This is a genomic window from Aquicella siphonis (genome assembly GCF_902459485.1).
Classification (GTDB): domain Bacteria; phylum Pseudomonadota; class Gammaproteobacteria; order DSM-16500; family DSM-16500; genus Aquicella; species Aquicella siphonis.
In genome coordinates this window covers 2,169,334-2,186,118 of the sequence record NZ_LR699119.1, presented here as the reverse complement: position 1 = coordinate 2,186,118, position 16,785 = coordinate 2,169,334, and the positions used below count along the sequence as shown (strand labels likewise).

Annotated in this window: 17 protein-coding genes; 3 read left to right on the top strand and 14 right to left on the bottom strand. The window is 52.3% G+C overall.

Annotated elements, in window-relative coordinates:
• Window positions 1–231: 231 nt before the first annotated feature.
• The gene (gene groL / locus AQULUS_RS10115; protein WP_172622820.1) at window positions 232–1,869 is read right to left on the bottom strand and encodes a chaperonin GroEL; all 1,638 of its coding nucleotides are present in this window, start codon (window positions 1,867–1,869) and stop codon (window positions 232–234) included.
• Window positions 1,870–1,909: 40 nt separating this feature from the next.
• Window positions 1,910–2,212 carry a co-chaperone GroES gene (locus tag AQULUS_RS10110; RefSeq protein ID WP_148340030.1) on the bottom strand — a complete coding sequence of 101 codons (303 nt, stop codon included), beginning with the start codon at window positions 2,210–2,212 and terminating at the stop codon, window positions 1,910–1,912.
• 238 nt (window positions 2,213–2,450) lie between these two features.
• On the opposite strand from AQULUS_RS10110, the gene AQULUS_RS10105 reads away from it, so the two are divergent.
• Complete coding sequence (locus tag AQULUS_RS10105; RefSeq protein WP_197737314.1) at window positions 2,451–4,265, top strand: adenosylcobalamin-dependent ribonucleoside-diphosphate reductase; 1,815 nt, start codon at window positions 2,451–2,453, stop codon at window positions 4,263–4,265.
• A 32-nt stretch (window positions 4,266–4,297) separates the two neighbouring features.
• Here AQULUS_RS10105 and AQULUS_RS10100 read toward each other — a convergent pair whose 3' ends face one another.
• From AQULUS_RS10100 to AQULUS_RS10045, 12 genes are all read right to left on the bottom strand, one after another.
• Complete coding sequence (locus AQULUS_RS10100) at window positions 4,298–4,897, bottom strand: Maf family protein (protein ID WP_148340028.1); 600 nt, start codon at window positions 4,895–4,897, stop codon at window positions 4,298–4,300.
• Between the two features lie 50 nt (window positions 4,898–4,947).
• Entirely contained in the window at window positions 4,948–5,187 is a 240-nt protein-coding gene (locus AQULUS_RS10095; protein WP_148340027.1) for a type II toxin-antitoxin system RelE family toxin, read from the bottom strand.
• 6 nt (window positions 5,188–5,193) lie between these two features.
• Complete coding sequence (locus AQULUS_RS10090; RefSeq protein ID WP_148340026.1) at window positions 5,194–5,451, bottom strand: type II toxin-antitoxin system Phd/YefM family antitoxin; 258 nt, start codon at window positions 5,449–5,451, stop codon at window positions 5,194–5,196.
• A gap of 99 nt (window positions 5,452–5,550) precedes the next feature.
• Window positions 5,551–6,585 (bottom strand): class I fructose-bisphosphate aldolase, encoded by a 1,035-nt coding sequence (locus tag AQULUS_RS10085; protein ID WP_148340025.1) that lies wholly within the window; start codon window positions 6,583–6,585, stop codon window positions 5,551–5,553.
• 167 nt (window positions 6,586–6,752) lie between these two features.
• The gene (gene proS / locus AQULUS_RS10080; RefSeq protein ID WP_148340024.1) at window positions 6,753–8,258 is read right to left on the bottom strand and encodes a proline--tRNA ligase; all 1,506 of its coding nucleotides are present in this window, start codon (window positions 8,256–8,258) and stop codon (window positions 6,753–6,755) included.
• Window positions 8,245–8,706 (bottom strand): thioredoxin-dependent thiol peroxidase, encoded by a 462-nt coding sequence (gene bcp / locus AQULUS_RS10075; RefSeq protein ID WP_148340023.1) that lies wholly within the window; start codon window positions 8,704–8,706, stop codon window positions 8,245–8,247. Before bcp ends, proS begins: the two co-directional genes overlap by 14 nt.
• Before the next feature lie 230 nt (window positions 8,707–8,936).
• Window positions 8,937–9,137: a hypothetical protein gene (locus AQULUS_RS10070; protein WP_148340022.1), complete on the bottom strand. Its 201-nt coding sequence runs from the start codon at window positions 9,135–9,137 to the stop codon at window positions 8,937–8,939.
• 49 nt (window positions 9,138–9,186) lie between these two features.
• On the bottom strand, window positions 9,187–10,035 hold the full coding sequence (locus AQULUS_RS10065) for a 23S rRNA (adenine(2030)-N(6))-methyltransferase RlmJ (RefSeq protein WP_148340021.1): 849 nt from the start codon (window positions 10,033–10,035) through the stop codon (window positions 9,187–9,189).
• A gap of 4 nt (window positions 10,036–10,039) precedes the next feature.
• Window positions 10,040–10,867, bottom strand: coding sequence for a glutamate racemase (gene murI / locus AQULUS_RS10060; protein ID WP_148340020.1), 828 nt, complete (start codon window positions 10,865–10,867; stop codon window positions 10,040–10,042).
• Between the two features lie 513 nt (window positions 10,868–11,380).
• Window positions 11,381–12,118, bottom strand: coding sequence for a 4-hydroxy-tetrahydrodipicolinate reductase (gene dapB / locus AQULUS_RS10055; RefSeq protein WP_148340019.1), 738 nt, complete (start codon window positions 12,116–12,118; stop codon window positions 11,381–11,383).
• 73 nt (window positions 12,119–12,191) lie between these two features.
• Window positions 12,192–12,962 (bottom strand): ABC transporter ATP-binding protein, encoded by a 771-nt coding sequence (locus tag AQULUS_RS10050; protein ID WP_148340018.1) that lies wholly within the window; start codon window positions 12,960–12,962, stop codon window positions 12,192–12,194.
• Window positions 12,956–13,912, bottom strand: a complete 957-nt coding sequence (locus tag AQULUS_RS10045) for a FecCD family ABC transporter permease (protein ID WP_148340017.1) — start codon at window positions 13,910–13,912, stop codon at window positions 12,956–12,958. The genes AQULUS_RS10050 and AQULUS_RS10045 overlap by 7 nt, the downstream gene beginning before the upstream one ends.
• Before the next feature lie 67 nt (window positions 13,913–13,979).
• Between AQULUS_RS10045 and rppH the strand changes: the two genes are divergently transcribed.
• Both rppH and ptsP read left to right on the top strand, forming a co-directional pair.
• Window positions 13,980–14,513 (top strand): RNA pyrophosphohydrolase, encoded by a 534-nt coding sequence (gene rppH, locus AQULUS_RS10040; protein WP_148340016.1) that lies wholly within the window; start codon window positions 13,980–13,982, stop codon window positions 14,511–14,513.
• Window positions 14,513–16,783, top strand: coding sequence for a phosphoenolpyruvate--protein phosphotransferase (gene ptsP, locus AQULUS_RS10035; protein WP_148340015.1), 2,271 nt, complete (start codon window positions 14,513–14,515; stop codon window positions 16,781–16,783). Before rppH ends, ptsP begins: the two co-directional genes overlap by 1 nt.
• Window positions 16,784–16,785 lie beyond the last annotated feature (2 nt).

Here is a 16,785-nt window from a genome sequence, read left to right as displayed (position 1 = left end):
ATCTTTATTATCTTAACAATAGGCTTTTCAAATTAAATTAACCTTAACTACCCTTAACCGGCGGTATTACTTTAATTATAGACCAGATAAATCAAACGGAATGGCATGGTTATGGTTTTACAGGAATTATATGCGCACGCCCGGCAGCGGTGCCTGGATTCAGGGCAAAAAAAAACCCCGCCGCGGCGGGGTTTTTCCCCGCAACAAGTGCGGGGGCAACAGTTTTTTGAATTACATCATGCCTTCCATGCCGCCCATTCCGCCGCCGTGTCCACCCATAGGGGCTTCTTCTTTTGGCAGTTCGGTGATCATGCACTCGGTGGTGATCATCATGCCGGCAACGGATGCAGCCTGTTGCAGCGCGGTGCGTGTCACCTTGGTGGGATCCAGGATGCCCATGTCCAGCATGTCGCCATATTCGCCGGACGCGGCATTGAAGCCGTAATTGCCTTTGCCTTCAACAATCTTGTTGAGGACAACGGAAGCTTCGTAGCCGGCATTGCCGACGATTTGACGAACAGGCGCTTCGAGAGCGCGGCAGATCAGCTGTACGCCCACGGTTTGCGCTTCATTGTCACCCTTGGTGTTTTTGAGTGACTGCATCACGCGTATCAATGCGACGCCGCCGCCAGGCACCACGCCTTCCTCGACTGCTGCGCGAGTTGCGTGCAATGCGTCTTCAACGCGGGCTTTCTTTTCCTTCATTTCGATTTCGGAAGCTGCGCCAACCTTGATAACAGCCACGCCGCCAGCGAGTTTGGCAACGCGTTCCTGCAGTTTTTCGCGGTCGTAATCGGAAGTGGTTTCTTCCATGCGGGCTCTTAATTGCTTGACGCGGTCCTGGATGTCTTTCTTGTCACCGGCGCCATCAATGATGGTGGTATTGTCCTTGGTGATGTGTACGCGTTTTGCGGATCCCAGATCCTGCAGGGTGGTGGATTCCAGCGTGCGGCCCACTTCTTCGGCAATGACCTGGCCTTTGGTCAGGATAGCGATGTCTTGCAGCATTTCCTTGCGGCGGTCACCAAAGCCCGGTGCTTTCACGGCGCAGACTTTCACAATGCCGCGCATGTGGTTGACCACGAGAGTGGCCAGCGCTTCGCCTTCCACGTCTTCAGCAATGATCAACAAGGGGCGGCCTGACTTGGCAACGGCTTCGAGCACGGGAATGAAATCGCGAATCGAGGAAATCTTCTTGTCGGTGATGAAGATTAGTGGGTTGTCCAGCTCGGCAGACATGTTTTGCTGGTTGGTGACGAAGTATGGCGATTGGTAGCCGCGGTCAAACTGCATACCTTCAACCACGTCGAGTTCGTTATTCAAGCCGGAGCCTTCTTCAACCGTGATGACGCCTTCCTTGCCGACTTTCGCCATGGCATCCGCAATGATGCGGCCGATTTCTTCATCGGAGTTGGCGGAAATGGTGCCGACTTGCGCGATGGCTTTGTCATCCTTGCAAGGCACGGACAGCTTTTTCAATTGCTCGACGGCGGCGACAACAGCTTTATCAATGCCGCGCTTCAAATCCATGGGGTTGTAGCCGGCAACAACGGCCTTCAAACCTTCGACGAAGATTTGCCGGGCTAACACGGTGGCGGTGGTGGTGCCGTCGCCAGCTTCATCAGACGTATGGGAAGCCACTTCCTTGACCATCTGGGCGCCCATGTTTTTGAATTTTTCCTTGAATTCAATTTCTTTGGCAACGGTTACGCCGTCTTTGGTGACCAGCGGAGCACCAAAGGATTTGTCTATCACCACATTGCGACCGCGCGGGCCCATGGTGATTTGTACGGCATCGGCCAGTTCTCTCACGCCGGCAAGCATGAGTTGGCGGGCATCTTCGCTGAATCGTAATTCTTTAGCAGCCATGATTTTTTTCCTCTTGAATAGTAGCTAGTTGATAAATTGGTTACTCAATAACGCCCATGACATCTTCTTCACGCATGACAAGAAATTCCCTGTCTTCGAGCTTGATGTTGGTGCCGGCATATTTGCCGAACAGCACGCGGTCGCCCACTTTGACTTGCAGCGGCTGCATTTTGCCGTCGATGTACTTGCCGTTACCAATGGCAAGAACCGTGCCCTGCATGGGCTTGTCTTTGTCAGCGGTGTCGGGGATCACGATCCCGCCGGCGGTTTTGGATTCCACTTCTTTGGGTTCAACAACGATTCGATCAGATAATGGACGAATCTTCGGAGTATTTTTGGACATAGTATAGTCTCTCCATTTAATTTAATTAGTCATCAATTTATAGGCCAATTGGTAGGCACAAGAGCTATATAGGGGCAATAGCAGCCAGTTCAAGGGGAGGTTCCCACTTTTTTATTTATTTTTAATGAATTTGTTCCCGGCGGGGTGCGGCAAGGAAGTTTTCAGGGAGAACGCCCTGGATTCCGCTTGGATACGTCTGCGCGTGTTAAAATAATAAATAGGTGGCTGCCGAGGGGGGATGATGAAAACCCTGAATGAACCTATCTCCATGATAGTTTGGGAAAATAAATACCGGTATCAGTGCGGCGGGAAAATTGTTGACCAATCTGTGGAAGATACCTGGCGGCGGGTCGCCCGGGCCATGGCGGGGGTAGAGCGCAAGCCTGAACGCCGTGAGTGGCAGCGGCAATTTTACCGGATACTGGAGAATTTTCACTTCTTGCCGGGCGGCCGCATCCTGGCGGGCGCGGGCACGCGTCACAAGGTGACTCTGTTTAACTGCTTTGTCATGAATATCGCTTCTGATTCGCTGACGGGCATATTCGATGCCCTGGAGGAAGGCGCTTTGACTCTGCAGCAAGGCGGGGGTGTGGGGTATGATTTCTCCGTGTTGCGCCCATTCGGGGACACGGTCAAAAAGACGGGAATTCAGGCTTCCGGCCCGGTGTCATTCATGCGCATATGGGATGCGATGTGCGGGGTGTTGCTGTCAACGGGTACGCGCCGCGGCGCCATGATGGGTGTTTTGCGCTGTGATCATCCGGATATAGAGGCATTCATTACCGCGAAAGAAGATCCGCGTGAGCTCAGGCATTTCAATGTGTCTGTCATGGTTTCGGATGATTTCATGGCCGCTGTTAAAAATGATGCGGAATGGCAGCTGGTTTTTCCCGTGGAAACGGAAGGTGAGGCAGGCAGGGTGGTGTTCCGTCAATGGGGAAGTGCGCCTGGGCCCGTCCCTTGCAGAATTTACCGTACTCTCCGCGCACGGGATTTGTGGGAAAAAATCATTCGTTCTGCCTATGAATATGCGGAGCCGGGGGTATTATTCAGCGATACCATCAACCGCATGAATAACCTGTGGTATTGCGAGCGGATAGCCGCGACTAACCCCTGCGGTGAAATTCCACTTCCTCCCTACGGCGCCTGCGATTTGGGTGCCGTTAACCTGACGCAGTTTGTGACAGCGCCGTTTTCCGCCGGTGCGGCTATCAACTGGAACGCCCTGGAAGAAACAGTCAGGGTCGCAACGCGTTTTTTGGACAATGTGATTGAGGTGTCGCGTTATCCGCTCAGGGCGCAGCGGCAGCAGGCGTTCGCCACGCGCCGCATCGGGCTGGGTGTGACGGGCCTTGCCGATATGTTGATCATGATGGGCATACGCTACGGAAGTCCGGAATCACTGGCGTTCGCGCGTGACGTGATGAAGCGGGTCGCGGATGCGACCTGGCAGACATCCATCGAACTTGCGCATGAAAAAGGCGTGTTTCCTGCTTATGCCAGATCATATCTGCAAGGCAGGTTTGTACAGTCGCTGGATGCGTCATTGCGCGCCGGGCTGGACAAATTTGGCGTGCGCAACAGCCACCACAACACCATTGCGCCCACTGGCACCATCAGTCTGCTTGCAAACAATGTTTCCAATGGCATTGAGCCGGTGTTTCGCGCGGAATATATCCGGCACATGCGCATGCGCAAGGGTGATGCCGTCTCGTTCCGCGTGCAGGATTATGCGTATTATCTTTGGCGCAGCAACCACCCGGAGACTGACAGCCTGCCGCCGGGCTGGATGGATACGGATACGCTGCCGCCGGCGGCGCATCTGCAGGTGCAGGCGGCGGTACAGCCGCATATCGATAATGCGATTTCAAAAACCATCAATATCCCCCGGCATTTTCCCTTTGAACAGTTGATTGACGTCTATTCACAGGCTTATGCGCTGGGATTAAAGGGATGCACAGTCTTTCGCCCCAATCCAGTCACTGGCAGTGTCATAGAAGTGCCTGAAGAGCATTGCTGCCAGTATGACGGCGAAAATGCCCTGCAAAAATAATCCCCGGCCGAGTTCCGGTTCGGTTGCAGCGGTTATTCTCCCAGTGGATTCACGCCGGCTTTTTCCAGCATGTCCACCAGACGGATAAGAGGAAGGCCTATCAGCGCGGTATAATCATCGCCATGAAATTGATTGATCAGGACAACGCCTAATCCTTCGGCCTGAAAGCTGCCGGCGCAGTGATAGGGTTTTTCATGCTGAAGGTATTGGTTGATCCGGGCGTCTGATAATTCGCGGAAATGCACATCATAGATTTCAATCGCGGATTGAAGTTGTTGGTTGCGGGTATCAAACAGGCAGATCGCGGTGTAAAACCGGATCGCTTTCCCGCTCATGCGGCGCAGTTGATGCACAGCGGTTTCGTGCGTCAACGGTTTGCATAATACGGTGTCTTCCAGGATGCCGACCTGATCACAGCCAATCACCAGCGCGCCCGGGAAAGCGGAGGCTGCTTTTCTTGCCTTGAGTTCCGCCAGCCGCCGTACCATGCTTTTGACATCTTCATCCGGCAGCGGTGTTTCATCAATATCCGGCGAAAACACGGCGTGTGGTAAAGGCAGGCGCTTCAACAAGGCGCGTCTTGCCGGCGAAGAAGAGCTCAGTACAAGCAGGGGTATCCGGGAGTCAGTCATGCGGCAAACCTCATTGTGATGGTGTATGGATGCGGTTGCGGAGAAAGAGCTTATTTCACCATGAGCAACAGGACTTCCTGTTCTTCAACCTTGTAGATCAGACGGTGATGGTTAACATCTTCAGAATAAAGCCCCGTCATGCCTTCAATTTTCGTTACCCCGGGCGGCCGGGGATTGATGGCCAGCGCTTCAATCAGTTTGATGATGGTTTTTTGATTTTTGGCAGGCAGGGCACGGATATGCCGCTGTGCTGCCGGAGCAATTTTTACATGATAAGGTGTTTGTGCCACGGTTACCTAACCTATTTCGGCTTTCAGGTCTTCAAGCGTCATGGTGCCCTGGCTTCTCGCTTCCTGCAAAGCTTCTACCGCTTCGTCGAGATCCAGTTTATTTTGTGATTCCTGCAGATACTGAAAATCTTCCAGTGGGACGATGGCCGCGACTTCTTTCCCGCGGCGGGTCAACAGTATGCGTTCCTTGTTATGTGAAACGCGGTTGATCAGTTCAGAAAATTCTTCCTTGGCATCTATCGTGCTGACATACGTAGTTGACATACGCTTATCCTTGTTGAAGTGCCTGCGTAAGAAACTCTCCTGTTGTTCCGGCTTTTACATACTCGGGACAACAGGATGCGTTATTCCGCCGCGCAGATGTCATGCGTGTGAAACAGCTTCTTTTTCCATGGTCTCGGCATAGGTACCGGTTGCGGCCAGGCTGTTCAGCTTTGCCCGCTTTGCGAATGCGGCCTGGGCTGCGGAAATGTTTTTAGGCTGACCGGCCCAGGCTTTCATTGCGTAGTCCTGCAGCGCGCGCGCATAGGAAAAGCTGAGGTTCCAGGGGAGACGGCCGGACTGGTTCATGGCGTTCAGATGGGCTGTGGATTGTTCAGGGGTTTGGCCGCCGGAGAGGAAATTAATGGTGGGAACAGCGCCCGGGACCGTGCGCTTCAGCACTCGGAGTGTCGCTTCGGCTACTTCTTTCACGCTGGCCTTTTGCGGGCAAGCCTTGCCATTAATCACCATGCTGGGCTTGAGGACGATGTATTCCAGTTTGACCTTGTGACGGTATAAGGCGTTGAATACTGCATGTAAAACAGGTTCGGATACTTCTTCGCAGCGCGCCAGGGTATGGTCGCCGTCAATCAGGACTTCCGGTTCAACAATCGGAACAATGCCGTGTTCCTGGCACAAGGCGGCGTAACGCGCCAGCACTTCCGCGTTGGTTTCAATTGCGAGTGCGCTGGGAGTGGAGGTGGAAATGGCGTAAACGGCGCGCCATTTTGCAAAACAGGCGCCTTTGGTTTTGTATTCGGTCAGTCGTTCCGCCAGTCCATCCAGGCCCTGGGTTACTTGTTCATCCACGGTGTTGGCGAGATGGACCAGCCCTTTGTCAACCTTGATGCCTGGTAAAATGCCCTGGTTTTTGAGGGCTTCCGGAAACGGGATGCCCTGGCTTGTTTTCTGATTCAGGGTTTCTTCAAACAGGATGACGCCGGCAATATATTGATTGCAGCCCGGCGTGGTCATGAGCAGTTCGCGGTAAGCGCGGCGGCTATCTTCGTTGGATTCAATGCCAATGGCCTGGAACCGCTTGCTGATGGTAGCGGTGCTTTCATCAGCAGCCAATATGCCTTTGCCTTTGGCGGCAAGCTTGCTGACGGTTGCTTCTAATTCTATGAGGTTAGTCATTCGGGTTGTCCTTTTGAGCAGGTTGAGTGCGTGAGAGGGTAGCATAAATTTGCCGGGAGATCGAGTCTGGACAGGCTTGAAAAAGATCTGGTACGGGCAGGGTATGCGAGCCAAGAGGGGCAGCAGGATTTCTGCCGCCCCTCGCTGCCGCTATTTTGAAATGAGATCTAGTATGCCTTGGCAAAGATGACTCTTTGCGGACTGGGTTCGCCAGTGAATATGCACTGACCAGGACCGGAATGATTGTCAAACGGGATGCAGCGCAAGGTCACGCTTAAATCCTGTTTTACCTGGGCTTCTGTTTCAGCGCGCCCGTTCCAGTGCGCCAGCGCAAAACCGCCGCTTCCCGAGAAGAAGTCATAGAACTCATCCCGGCTGTTAATGGTGACTGTATTGCCATTGTGAAATTCCTGGGCACGTAGCAGCAAGTGCGCCTGAATGTCATCGAGTTCTGCCTTGACGAGATGCAGGAATTCCTGACGGGAAAGTGTTTTTCGGTCTTTATAGTCGCGGTCGCGCCGTCCCATGAATACTGAATTGGCGGAGTATTCCTTGTTGCCGATTTCAAGGCGGATGGGAACGCCTTTCTTGACCCAGCTCCAGCTTTTTTCACCGCCGGGCAATTCCCGGGTGTCAATTTCCACGCCCAGCCTGCGTCCGTGGTAATGCATGTCCCGCAATTCATCCGCCAGCTGCTGGCAGTAGGCGAGAATGTTCGCGCGGTCTTCCTCTTTGTGTATGACAGGCAGGATGACAATATGGGAGGGCGCGAGCTTGGGTGGAAGCACTAAGCCGTTGTCATCGCTGTGAGCCATGATAAGCCCGCCTATCAGTCTGGTGGAAACACCCCATGATGTGGTCCAGGCAAATTCTTCTTTGCCGGCGGCGCTCAGGTATTTGATATTGAAGCCGCGTGAAAAATGCTGGCCCAGGAAATGCGAGGTGCCGGCTTGCAAGGCTTTTTTGTCTTGCATCATGGCTTCTATGCAATAAGTGTTGACCGCGCCCGGAAAGCGTTCACTCGCGCTTTTTTCCCCTTTTACGACTGGCATGGCCATGTATTCTTCCGCGAACCGCGCATAGACATCCAGCATGAGACGGGACTCCTGCATGGCTTCTTCGGCGGTCGCGTGGACCGTGTGCCCTTCCTGCCAGAGAAATTCCGTGGTGCGCAGAAACATGCGGGTGCGCAACTCCCAGCGCACCACATTGGCCCATTGATTGATGAGCAGCGGAAGGTCACGGTAAGACTGTATCCAGCGGGAAAATGCATCGCCGATGATCGTTTCCGATGTGGGGCGCAAGATGTAGGGTTCTTCCAGCGGGCTCGCGGGAATCAGTTTGCCTTCTTCATCTTTCGCGAGGCGGTGATGGGTGACGACGGCGCATTCCTTCGCAAACCCTTCGATATGCTCGGCTTCCTTTTGCATAAAGCTCAGAGGGATCATCAGTGGGAAGTATAAATTTTTATGCCCTGTTGCCTTGAATGCGTCGTCCAGTACTCGCTGCATGTTTTCCCAGATGGCAAAGCCCCAGGGCTTGATGATCATGCATCCGCGCACCGGCGATACTTCCGCCAGGTCAGCGGCTTTGATGATTTGCTGATACCATTCAGGATAATTTTGTTCGCGGGTAGGCGTGATAGCCGTTTTAACAGCTTTATTTGAGTTCATCTAATACTTGCTCCACATGTCCGGGGACCTTGACCTTGCGCCAGATCGCGCGAATGATGCCCGCTTCATCAATAAGAAACGTTGATCGCTGTATGCCTAAAAAGGTTTTTCCAAACAGGCTTTTTTTATTGATGACACCATAGGATTCGCATACGTCCCCGTTGGTATCAGCCAGAAGTGTGAAGGGCAGCGCGTACTTTTCCCTGAACCGGGCATGGCTTTTGGTGCTGTCCCTGGATATGCCAAGGACTTCCACTTTCCGCTGCTTGAATGTATCAAACTGGTCGCGAAAGTCGCAGGATTCTTTTGTGCAGCCGGGAGTACTGTCTTTGGGATAAAAAAAGAGCACCACTTTTTTGCCGCGCAGGTCAGCTAGTGTCACTTCCTTGCCTTCAATATCTGTTGCCAGCGTAAATTCCGGCGCTGGATCGCCAATTTTCAGAGCCATGGATTGTCCTCAATAATTTTTTATTTTGGCAAGAATATCATCTAACTAGCAGATCGTCATCTCATCTGGCGAGGCTGCCTGGAATACGCGAGGGAGCATGGATATGGATGTGTGTGCAAGGATGGAAATAAGAGATAGAAATAAAGGCTATAAGAATGACACTCCCTCCGGAAAGAAAATTTCAGATTCCGGAGGGATAACAGTGTGATAAAGCCGGCTAATCATTGGCATTAGCGAGTAACTGCGTGCCCAATCAGGCCGCCGCCAACAGCGCCGACCGCTGTACCCGCAGCACTGCCGCCAGTTACACCGTAGCCGACCACACCGCCTAATGCAGCACCGCCAGCTGTTCCCATTTCCCTGTTAGTACAGGCGCAGAGCAACCCGGCTGCCAAGATGACTGTCATCATTGAAAGTGTAAGTTTTTTCATATAACCACCTCGTCCATTAATTAATGTAGTCACACTATTATTCTAGCAATTATTTCAGCATTGCGGTGTGATATGCGCCTTGGCTGTTGATTGTTAAGGTTTTCCATAGCCAGGGGAGAATTTCTTTCATGGATTCGGGGAATTGCCAGGGCGGATTGATGACCGTCAGGCCGCAGCCGTTCAAGTGTTGCGGCAAATCTGGGTAAATTGTTAATTCTATTATAAAAATTGGCAGACTGACGGCGGCTTTCAGCGCGCGGTAATAATGTTCGATGGAGGATTTGTCCTTGATCGGATACCAGATGGCGTAAATGCCGGTTTCCCAGCGTTTTATCGCGTAAGACAGCGAGTGTGCGATACGGGTAAATTCATCAGGATCTTCATAAGGAGGGTCAATGAGCACAATTCCGCGGCGTTCCCGCGGAGGCAAAAACGCCTTGAGTCCGACAAACCCGTCTGTATGGTGCACAGCCACTTGTTTGTCGCCCGCGAAAGCGGACTTGAGCGCCTGATATTCCTGAGGCTGCAATTCACAGGCGATAATGCGGTCATGCGCGCGCGAGAGACAGCGCGCGATCATGGGTGAGCCTGGGTAATAGCGCAGGGAAGAAAACCGCGAGGCAGTCAGACGGTTATTGACTTGATGCACGCAGTCCAGATAGCGTTTGACCAGCGGCGGTGGATTTTCCTGTTGTATCACTTTTTCTATGCCGCCTTCATATTCCCTGGTTTTTTTGGAAAATTCCGAAAACAGATCATAATATCCTGTGCCGGCGTGTGTATCGATGTAGCAAAAAGGCGTGTCCTTGCGGTAGAGAGAAGTGATGAGCGCGGTGAGAATGACGTGTTTGACTACATCCGTGAAGCTGCCCGCATGGTAAGAATGCCGATAATTCATCTTGTCAATCCCAAAGCGGATAATGTTCTAAGGTAATTTCCTCGCCAAAAAACAAGCGGGCATTCGCCGCGAATGATTCCGTATAGTCAGAGACGTAAAAATGTTTTGAACAGACGCCGTTGGCGTTAAGCAGGTTATGCGTTTCCAGCTGTTTTTTGACCGCCTGCGCGACAATATCGGAAGAGTCGATGATATCGATGGTGTTGTGGTTGGAGGAAACATACTGTTCCAGTATCTTGTTTTTAATAACCGGATAATGTGTGCAGGCCAGGACCAATGCGTCAATATTCCGCAGATTGGGATGAGACAGGTAAACGCGCAGCAGTGAATCCAGCACCTGGTGATCGCCAAATTCTTCAATGGCTGACGCCAGCAAGTTGGTGGCGTGGGATGACAGCCGGATGTTCAGGTTCAATTCATCAATTTTTTTCTTGTAAATATGTGAATTTACGGTCTGCCGGGTACCGATGAGGCCAATGTGCCTGGATGCGTATTTTTCTTTTAACAGCCTGACAGTCGGGTCTATGACATTCGTGACCAGTGCCTTGCTGCCAATGTACTCCTTGACTAATTCATATGCGGCCGCGGAAGCCGAATTGCAGGCAATCAGTATGAGCTTGCATTCCTGCTGCAGCAACATATGCGCAATTTTGACAGAATAAGCCTGTATGGCCGCTGTGGATTTGTCGCCGTAAGGCAAATGTGCGGTATCGCCAAAATAAATGATATTTTCTTTTGGCAGATAACGGACGATGGCGTGAGCGACGGTGAGTCCGCCTATGCCGCTGTCAAAAATGCCTATGGGCTGCGTGGATGCATGGTTGGGTTTCATGGAGAATATTGTATGTTCCGATCCGGCAAAAGTCTTGTGTTTTGGGAAGCTGCCGCGGCATTGGCGGCATGGTTGTGGATTCGGGTTGATAAACGCCCTCGAATTGTGACTAACAAACAGGGCTGGCAAGAATCATAGGTAAAATGAGAAATATTTTTCCTATAAACAATTATTGGCCACATCATGAGCATTCGGCGGTGTTGTTTGCCAGTGCAACCCGGCATTAAATATCTGTATAATGAAAATGTTGATTTAAATTTTTTTTACTTAAGTAAACAAAAGGAGTTGAGCAATGAAGAAAGTGACTGGATTATTACTGGTAGTAATGATGATGGGTGTACTGGGTGGATGCTATTCAACCGCTTGTCAGCAACCCGCTCCAATGAATATGAAAGGCGAAGGCTAAACCTATTCGACCTGTCAAAAAGGGCATCGCAAGGATGCCCTTTTTATTTTAAGTCATCCCTGCGCTTCTGCGCCGCTTCCAGCGTAACCTGGGAACAGCAGCCGTCATCAAAGGATTTCTTCAAGGCCGTATATCAGGTGGTCAATATCCATGACTTTTTCGCAGGCAAGGCAGACGCCGGGCATAAAACATTGCCGGTCCAGGCTGTCATGACGCAGAGTCAGTGTTTCGCCGGTGTTTCCGAAAATGATTTGCTGGTGCGCCAAAAACCCGGGCAGCCTGACGGCGTGAATCGGGATGCCGTGATATTGCGCGCCGCGTGCTCCCGGCACGGTTTCGCGTGATGTCTTGACGGGCTGGTTTACGTCTATCGCCGCCTGTTCCAGCATCTCGGCGGAACGTAGCGCGGTTCCCGAGGGACTGTCAGCCTTGTTGTCATGATGCATTTCAATGATTTCAACATGGGGAATGTGCTTTACGATTTCTTTCGCGTATTTCATCATCAATACAGCGCCCAGCGAAAAATTGGGCGCGATGATTCCGCCTAATTTCAATTTTGCGCACTGGTCTTGCAGCGCGCGGATTTGGGCGCCGGTCAGGCCGCTGGTGCCGATTACCGGGCGTGCGCCGGTTTCTATAATGTCACTGGTGTTTTTGAATACGGATTCCGGATGCGTGAAGTCAATCACGACTTGAGCGCGACTGTCACGTATCGATTTTTTTAAATCATATTCACGGCCGGTCTGGCCGACCAGTTCTAAACGGGGATGAGTGCTGATCGCTTTGACGGTCATCTGGCCCATGCGGCCGAACGCGCCATTAACAAGTATTTTGATGGGTTTCATGCAATTTGTCCTGTATTGCTTCGCTCAGAATCGGGATCCATTCAAGGCTGCGGATGTTTCAGGTCGGGAAACCTCAGCAACCAGGCCTGGGCTGCCAATATATCATATCCCCATGATGAATGGAGTCTATTGGATGCCGGTAAAGACGAGTCAAATGTTCCGGTGTCAGCATGTCAAGAATCTTTCCCTGCATGGTTTCGCCGTCAGGGTACATCAGCAAGACATGGTCGCAGTAATGCTGGGCGAGATTGGCATCGTGCAGTGACATCATGACAACGGCGTTGTTTGTGTCTGCCAGACGGCGAAAATGACCAAAGACCAGGCCTTGATAGCGCACGTCAAGGTGATTGGCGGGTTCATCGAGAAAATAGATCGCGGGTGTCTGGGCCAGCAGGGCGGCGATGGCGAGGCGTCTTTGCTCGCCGCCGGATAATTGCGTAACACGGCGGCGAGTGTGGGATTGCAGCTCCATGGTTCGCAGTGCTTCGCTGATAATTTGAATATCTGCCGCGCTTTCCTGTTTCAGGAATGGAAGATGCGGATAGCGCGCCGCGCGGCAATAATCCCAGACTGTTTGGGGGAACACAACGGTAATATCCTGGAACAGCAATCCGATGGAGCGGGCAATGGTTTTGACCGGAAGCTGGTTCAATAATTGACCACCCAGTCTGATTTCTCCGCAGGTAACCGGCCGCAAGCCGCATAGCGCGTGCAATAACGTGGTTTTACCGCAGCCATTAGGCCCTAAAATACCCCAAACCTCGCCGGCACGTAATTGAAGATTGAGCGATTGACAAAGTTTTCTGTTCCCCATGGTGAGGGTGAGGCGCGAGGCTGTCAGCATGATTGTCTCTGTAATAACCAGATAAACAGCGGCACGCCCAGCAACGCCATTAAAATCCCGACCGGGATTTGCTGCGGGGCAAGCCAGGTGCGCGCGCAAGTGTCCGTGAGTGTGAGAAAACTTCCCCCAAGCAGCGTAGAGACGGGTAGTGTGATGCGATGGTCATATCCACTGATCATGCGCGTCAGATGAGGGATGATCAATCCTATAAAGCCTACACAGCCAGCCAATGTGACTGCCGCAGCTGTAAACAGCGAACTCAGCAGATAAAGCGCAAGGCGATATTTTTCGCTGGGAAGACCCAGAGCGCGGGCTTGCTGTTCTCCACGGCCGAGGATATTCAGTCCCGGAGCAAGCAGCAGGCAGACGGGCAGGCCTATGGACAACACCAAAAGTCCGGTCCAGGGAAAGCGCGCGTCATTCAAATCGCCGGACAGCCAGAAAAGCATACTGTGGAGACGGGACGCGGGACTCACGAGGAGAATGAAATTGATGCAGGCGGAAAATCCGCAGGCAATCGCAATACCTGAAAGCAGCAAGGTATTTGTCTGCCAGCGGTGCTTGCGGGACAGCAGCAGAATAATGGCGATCGTGAGGAGGCTGCCAAACCAGGCGCCGCCCAGTATGCCGAAAGTACCGGCGCCCAGCGACATCATGATCAGGGTGAAAAGTGCGGCACCGCCTGATATTCCCAGTACGTAAGGGTCGGCCAGGGGGTTTTGCAGTAATAATTGCATCAGGCTGCCTGAAAGGGCAAGCAGGCCGCCGCATACAAAGGCGGCCGCGGTCCTGGGGAGGCGAAGCTGTAAAAAAATCGTACTAAACTGATTGTTTTCACTAAACAAAAGTTGATAGATCGGGATAGACGTACTACCTTTAGATAAGGATAGTAAAATCGTCGATAAAACCAAGCTGACGACCAAAAAAATAAGACGGGACCTGGATAGCATATTGGAACTCGTTTGCTCATGAGATGGTATTTTGGAACAATGCGAAAAAGATTATAGGTGACAAAAAGTGATTGATAAAGCTGGCTACAGGTATGGTGTGGGGATCATTCTGGTTAATGGTAACCGTCAGGTTTTTTTTGCCAAGCGCATAGGCATGCTTGCCTGGCAGTTTCCCCAGGGCGGCATGAAGGAAGACGAGACGCCTGAGCAGACCATGTACCGGGAGTTAAAAGAAGAAGTGGGTCTGAATCCGGAAGATGTTGAAGTCCTCGCCACGACCAGGCGCTGGCTGCGATATCGGCTGCCAAACCGTCTGGTGCGGCATTACGCAAAACCTTTATGTATCGGGCAAAAGCAGAAATGGTTTTTGCTGCGCTTGTCCAACCAGGATGCAAAAATTGATTTGCAGGCTAACAATGATCCGGAGTTTGATTCCTGGGCCTGGGTCTCATACTGGTATCCGTTGCGTCAGGTGGTGACATTCAAGCGGCGGGTTTATGTGATGGCGCTGAAAGAGTTTGCCAAAATTGTTTTATCGAAACGGTTTTGGAATCAGGACAGCAGCAGCCGGTTGGCTGGCGGCGAGACAGAGGCGAAATAATGCTGACGATTTTGCGCCATATTATCCAGGAGGTGACCAGCGCCCAGAGCTTCAGCGACGCGCTTGAAATCATGGTAAAGCGCATCGCTAACGCCCTTGCGACGCAAGCCTGTTCTATCTTTTTGCTGGATAGGCATCATGGCGAGTATGTGCTGGTTGCGACCCAGGGGTTGAATCCGAAAGCGGTGAACAAAATACGCGTTCCCATCAACAAGGGATTGATCGGTCTTGTGGGTGAACGCGAAGAACCTATCAATATCGATGACGCCACCAAGCACCCCCGCTTTTTGCATGTCGCTGAAGCGGGAGAAGAAGCATACCGTGCGTTCCTCGGCACGCCGGTCATTTATCATCGCCAGGTACTGGGGGTGTTGATTGTCCAGCAAGAGGAACCCCGGCGTTATGATGAATCAGAAGAAGCATTTCTCGTCACGCTCGCCACGCAGCTGGCTGCCATCATCGCTCACGCTGAAGCGACGGGCGCTCTCGCTGAGCTCATGGAAAATTCAAAAGGCAAGCGTCACGATCTTGTCTATTCCGGCGTGCCCGGCGCTCCCGGCATCGGTATGGGGACAGGGGTGGTCATTTATCCGCCGTACGATCTGGATTCAGTGCCTGATCGTGAACCCGACAATATTGAAGCGGAAATCGAATTGCTGGATGCGGCTTTCGCGACGGTGCGTGAAGATTTGCGGCAGTTGAGCGAGCGTTTGTATCCCACCCTGCCTTCAGAAGAACGAGCCTTGTTTGACGTTTATCAGCGCATTCTGGACAGTGCCGATCTGGGCAAGGAAGTGGCTGACAACATTCGCGCGGGAAACTGGGCGCAAGGCGCGCTGCGGCAATCCATACAAACGCATGTGCGTCGTCTCGAAAGTCTGGACAATGAATATATGCGCGAGAGGGCGGTGGATATTAAAGATCTGGGGTTGAGGGTGCTGGCCTGCCTGCAGAAAAATAATCGTATTACGCCTCAGTATTCAGAAAAAACCATTCTGATTGGTGAAGCGCTTGCGCCGACTGATTTGGCGGAAGTGCCGGAAGGATGTCTTGCCGGAGTGGTATCTGCAAGCGGTTCGGGAAATTCCCATGTCGCCATTCTGGCGCGCGCCATGAAAGTGCCGACAGTCATGGGGGTGGGCGAAGCCCAGATTCATGACTTGCAGGGCAAGGAAATCATTGTTGATGGTTATTATGGCCAGGTACATGTTTCTCCTGGGCTGTCATTGCGCACCGAATTTGAGCGCCTGATCCAGGAAGAAAAAAAACTTGACGCGGAACTGGATGAAATCCGTGATTTGCCGGCGGTGACCAAGGACGGGCAGCGCATCGGGCTGTTGGTCAATACGGGATTGGGTGCGGATATCAGTATATCGCTGGCTGCCGGCGCGGAAGGGGTGGGTTTGTACCGCACGGAAATTCCGTTTTTAATGCGCGATCGCTTCCCGTCAGGTGAAGAGCAGCGCATTATTTACCGCCAGCTTCTGGCTTCGTTTGCTCCGCGCCCGGTGATTCTTAGGACGCTGGATGTGGGCGGAGACAAGCCGCTGCCTTATTTCCCGATCAAGGAAGATAATCCGTTCCTGGGGTGGCGCGGCATACGCATAACCCTGGATCATCCGGAAATCTTTTTGTCACAAATCCGCGCCATGATGCGGGCCAGCGAAGGTCTGAACAACATGCGAGTCATGCTGCCCATGATCACGGATGTCACCGAAGTGGATGAGGCGTTACGCCTGTTGAAGAAAGCTTATGCGGAAGTGAGAGACGAGGGTTACGATATAGAAATGCCTCAGATAGGCGTGATGATTGAAGTGCCTTCGGCGGTGTATCAGGCGAGAGCGCTCGCGAAGCGGGTTGATTTTCTCTCGGTGGGAAGCAATGATTTGACCCAGTATCTCCTGGCGGTCGACAGAAATAACCCGCGTGTCGCAAATCTTTATGACGCGCTGCATCCCGCCGTACTGAGAGCTTTGATACAAATAGTGGAAAGCGGGCATCAGGAAGGAAAACACATCAGCATTTGCGGTGAGCTCGCCGGCGATCCTGTGGCGGTGATGCTGCTGATAGCCATCGGATTCGATTCGCTTAGCATGAATGCGTCTTCGGTGGGCCGCATACGCTGGGTCATCCGGCATGTCACCAAGAAAAAATCGGCGAAATTATTACACGAGGTATTGAGTATGGAGAGTGCGGTCATGATTCGGTGTCACATGGAGCTCGCCTTGGAGCGGGCCGGACTGGGTAATCTGATTCGGGCGGGAAGATAACC

What these genes read in the sequence shown, in the direction of transcription:
- proS (WP_148340024.1), bottom strand. Translation starts at nt 8,258, where the DNA reads ATGAACTCAAATAAAGCTGTTAAAACGGCTATCACGCCTACCCGCGAA.
- dapB (WP_148340019.1), bottom strand. Translation starts at nt 12,118, where the DNA reads ATGAAACCCATCAAAATACTTGTTAATGGCGCGTTCGGCCGCATGGGC.
- groL (WP_172622820.1), bottom strand. Translation starts at nt 1,869, where the DNA reads ATGGCTGCTAAAGAATTACGATTCAGCGAAGATGCCCGCCAACTCATG.
- AQULUS_RS10090 (WP_148340026.1), bottom strand. Translation starts at nt 5,451, where the DNA reads ATGTCAACTACGTATGTCAGCACGATAGATGCCAAGGAAGAATTTTCT.
- bcp (WP_148340023.1), bottom strand. Translation starts at nt 8,706, where the DNA reads ATGGCTCTGAAAATTGGCGATCCAGCGCCGGAATTTACGCTGGCAACA.
- AQULUS_RS10100 (WP_148340028.1), bottom strand. Translation starts at nt 4,897, where the DNA reads ATGACTGACTCCCGGATACCCCTGCTTGTACTGAGCTCTTCTTCGCCG.
- AQULUS_RS10070 (WP_148340022.1), bottom strand. Translation starts at nt 9,137, where the DNA reads ATGAAAAAACTTACACTTTCAATGATGACAGTCATCTTGGCAGCCGGG.
- AQULUS_RS10065 (WP_148340021.1), bottom strand. Translation starts at nt 10,035, where the DNA reads ATGAATTATCGGCATTCTTACCATGCGGGCAGCTTCACGGATGTAGTC.
- AQULUS_RS10085 (WP_148340025.1), bottom strand. Translation starts at nt 6,585, where the DNA reads ATGACTAACCTCATAGAATTAGAAGCAACCGTCAGCAAGCTTGCCGCC.
- AQULUS_RS10045 (WP_148340017.1), bottom strand. Translation starts at nt 13,912, where the DNA reads ATGCTATCCAGGTCCCGTCTTATTTTTTTGGTCGTCAGCTTGGTTTTA.
- AQULUS_RS10105 (WP_197737314.1), top strand. Translation starts at nt 2,451, where the DNA reads ATGATGAAAACCCTGAATGAACCTATCTCCATGATAGTTTGGGAAAAT.
- ptsP (WP_148340015.1), top strand. Translation starts at nt 14,513, where the DNA reads ATGCTGACGATTTTGCGCCATATTATCCAGGAGGTGACCAGCGCCCAG.
- AQULUS_RS10110 (WP_148340030.1), bottom strand. Translation starts at nt 2,212, where the DNA reads ATGTCCAAAAATACTCCGAAGATTCGTCCATTATCTGATCGAATCGTT.
- murI (WP_148340020.1), bottom strand. Translation starts at nt 10,867, where the DNA reads ATGAAACCCAACCATGCATCCACGCAGCCCATAGGCATTTTTGACAGC.
- AQULUS_RS10050 (WP_148340018.1), bottom strand. Translation starts at nt 12,962, where the DNA reads ATGCTGACAGCCTCGCGCCTCACCCTCACCATGGGGAACAGAAAACTT.